Annotated in this window: 3 protein-coding genes; 1 reads left to right on the top strand and 2 read right to left on the bottom strand. The window is 49.0% G+C overall.

Annotation, left to right across the window (positions count from 1 at the left end; translation table 11 throughout):
• Positions 1 to 359 precede the first annotated feature (359 nt).
• The gene (locus QP909_RS11555) at positions 360 to 1,508 is read right to left on the bottom strand and encodes an MFS transporter (protein ID WP_023020231.1); all 1,149 of its coding nucleotides are present in this window, start codon (positions 1,506 to 1,508) and stop codon (positions 360 to 362) included.
• A 108-nt stretch (positions 1,509 to 1,616) separates the two neighbouring features.
• Positions 1,617 to 2,087 (bottom strand): cupin domain-containing protein, encoded by a 471-nt coding sequence (locus QP909_RS11550; protein WP_005323679.1) that lies wholly within the window; start codon positions 2,085 to 2,087, stop codon positions 1,617 to 1,619.
• Between the two features lie 101 nt (positions 2,088 to 2,188).
• On the opposite strand from QP909_RS11550, the gene QP909_RS11545 reads away from it, so the two are divergent.
• Positions 2,189 to 2,665 carry a MarR family winged helix-turn-helix transcriptional regulator gene (locus tag QP909_RS11545; protein WP_005323677.1) on the top strand — a complete coding sequence of 159 codons (477 nt, stop codon included), beginning with the start codon at positions 2,189 to 2,191 and terminating at the stop codon, positions 2,663 to 2,665.
• Positions 2,666 to 3,387: the final 722 nt, after the last annotated feature.

The raw sequence follows: 3,387 nt of genomic DNA, 5'->3' as shown, positions 1-3,387 counted from the left end.
TGAACTCGACGGAATACTTTCTAGGCATAGTTCAATCCTTCCTTAGCTGAGGTAGGAACTAAACCCAGGACGCTTCATGTGGAGAGTTCCTTGCCCATGGAAAAGCCGCTACCTTTTAGCTCCGTTCCAGGAAAAGAGTAATGAGGACATTGACTATGGACGTCCGTTTACGGTTTGAGCGTAATTAAATCGTAAAATCATGATGCAAGAAAAGTGACCTTAACTAGAGCAGTTAGTTAAGGTCACTTTTGTTTGTGCTAATGACTTTCATCGATTGGGCGAAATGAACGGTGTTGTTGCAAAGTTGGGCGGAGAGCAGCGAAGACTGCTCTTCCCGACCTAAGTGTGTGGCCTAGCTCTCAAAGCTGCCTTCCAAAATCTCTACTCCTTACAACGAGCAATCCGAAAACCAAGACACACACCACCCCTGCACCAATACTAAGAGCAGAAGCACCCCAAAGACTCGATACTGCCCCACCGACCGCACCACCGATACCTACACCAAGATTGAAGATAGTAACGAAAAAGGACTGTGCAATGTCTGCCAAGTTAACTGTATTTCTGGCTAAAGCAGTCTGCAGAACTGTCGGTGCACCACCAAATCCCAGTCCCCAGACGACTATTCCTGAAATGAAAAAATAGTTGGGAGCTGCCGGTACCGACAAAAGCAAGAATCCTAAAAGCATCAACGCTCCTGAGATTAGACCAGTCAGAAACAATCTCTTATCTACAACGACAGCAGTAAGTAAAATACTGATCCCCGCAGAAATCCCAAAAAATAGAAGCACAACATCTATTCCAAGAGCTATTCCCACACCACTGGTTAAAGGTTGAATGTACGTGTAAACCATGTTGTGCGCTACTGTCCAGCCGAAAAGCGCTACAAGCACCCCCATCACACCAGGCATCAAAATCGATCTCTTAAGAACATTGGCTCCTGGGCCATCTCCAACAGGTCCCGGCCGGGAAGGAACTGCAAACGTAATCCATAACGCTAAAACGATGGATGCGACTGTTAGCATGCCAAGCGTCAACCTCCAACCAAAGTGTTGACCCCCTAATGCACCAAGCGGGACTCCACAAGCTAAGGCCAAAGGCTGCCCAAAACCGATAATGGCAAGTGCGCGACCTTCGTTTTCCGAACTGACTAAACTCCGAGCGTAATTTGCCACAAGACCCCAAACGACACCTCCGGCCATACCGGCAAGAAACCTAGCAAAAAAGGCTAACCACAAATACGAAGTAATAGCAGTGAGAGCGTTGAAAACGCCAAGCCCCATGATAGCTATAACCAAAAGACGCTTACGCGGCATTTTTCGAGTTGCCGCCATCACCGGTATTGCAGCCACCACAGATCCAGCTGCATAAACGGTTAGAAACTGTCCTACTTTTCCCGTTGTCGTTCCAAAGGACTCACCCATATCAACCAAAACCCCCGTAGGAATGGTCTCGGTCATTATGGCCAAGAAAGCGGCAAACGCTAACCCTGCCAATTGTAGGACTGGCATATCTGCTTTCGAATTCCGATTTGACATGTTTGGCAATAATCAATCCTCTAAGGCACTCGCAGTCCGCCCCCCTTCATCCAGAGTGCAAGCAGCGTAGATTCTGGATCCCTATCCTCCTCTATGCGCTCTCCAATCTTGTGCATCCACAAAATACGTATCGAATTCATCTTCTCGACGGGCAAGCTCATCTTCAGGAACCTTGCCACTCACTATCCCGCCCAAGATACGGAAATACTCAAACCTCTCCACACCGGGTGCGATAGTTACCAGTACATCCGCGTCGCTACCCTTAGCGGCTCCAAAAGCATGAGGAACTCCCGGAAGAACCAATGCGCAATCACCCGCGCCTAGCTGGTAAATTTGGCCATCCTCCCAAAACTCCAGCTCCCCTTTAGTGACGTAGAAGAACTCACACGAAATCCTATGAAAATGTGGGACGGCTCCCTCGCCCCCATCAAAAAGTTGAATGTTTTGTACACTTACATTTCCTTTTGCATCCGAGGCATCCACCAGCAATCTTGCCTTCGGAAGGCGAGAGGAGGAAGCATCTGCCACTATTTCGGGTTCAGAAATTAACATCTCAAATCTCCATAGATTGTTCGCTGACAAACTATATAGTTCGCTACCGAACTTCTTTTGTCAAGCGCTACACTAAGTTTCAGCAACCCGAAAGGAACAAAATGGACCCCATCTCCACAGCCATGAACAAATGGGCGAGGATAAATCCCCACGTCGATGTGGATGCAATGGAAACAACTCTTCGCCTCACCCATCTGTTAAGAGCAATCAAAAACGAAGTGACGACCATCCATGAACAAGCTGAATTAGCTCCAGGCGACTTCGATGTTCTAGCAACGATCCTCCGCCAGGAAAACATCACCCCGGGACAACTTGCACACGACCTACTTCTGTCAAAGGCCGGAATTACCGGAAGACTTAACAAGCTCAAGAAGCAAGGACTCATTGATGAAGAAATAAATCTCAGCGATAAGCGAGGAAAAACTCTGACACTAACGCCAGAAGGACGCGACCGAATAATGTCCATCGTTGAAGCCCATGCCACAGCTGAGCGAAAAGCACTCAACCACCTGTCCAGTACACAACAGGATGAACTGCTCGAATTGCTACGATCTTGGAGCAAAGAAAGTTCGGTCTAAACGAAACGATGTGTTGGCGAGGTTAGATGGTTAGCCATTCTGGCGCGTTGCTATTAGGATGATTTCACTTATCTGGAGGGATAACCCAGTCTGGGTCCTTAAATACCCCGGTGGAGTGCCGGTGTGTTAGCTGCCTAGGTTCACCATGAGAGGATGAATAGGAATCCTCCTCGATGCCCCATCTAAAGCGGGTGTGCACCAAACACGGAATGACAAGTGCTGGTCGCCAATGATGGCGATGCCGTGATGCCGCACGGAAGGCCGTTGCCTACTGGATTGAAGTCGTCTACAACCGTCGGCGCCGGCACTGAAGCACTCGGGATGGCCAGCCCCGTCGACTTCGAGAACCGAATTGGTCTAACCACAAACAGAAAAGAAATAGCTGCCTCACCACTAGGTAGCTCCACTACGTGTCCACAAATTGCGGGCAACCCCAGACTCTCGAGGGCTCTTAGTTTGTTAGCGCACTTCTTTCCGTTTCAGCAGAGGTGTTACGACGGTATCCCGATGCCCATCAATGGTCTCTATGATCCAGGACTTGTGGTCCCACTATGTCGTTTCGCAAGTTCATTAGCCAGATCAGCAGTGAGTTTTACCGCTTCTGGGGGATCAGTGATCCAGATATGGTCCCCAAACTGAAGCAATGAGAGTGTCCGTTTCTTTGTGTGCGGGGGCTTGGTTTACAAGTAATCCGCGAATCGGTTGGGGTAAGCCACGGCTAG

Source organism: Corynebacterium sp. MSK195 (assembly GCF_030228885.1).
Taxonomy (GTDB): domain Bacteria; phylum Actinomycetota; class Actinomycetes; order Mycobacteriales; family Mycobacteriaceae; genus Corynebacterium.
Note: the sequence above shows the minus strand (reverse complement) of the source record. Positions and strands in the feature narration are given on the sequence as shown.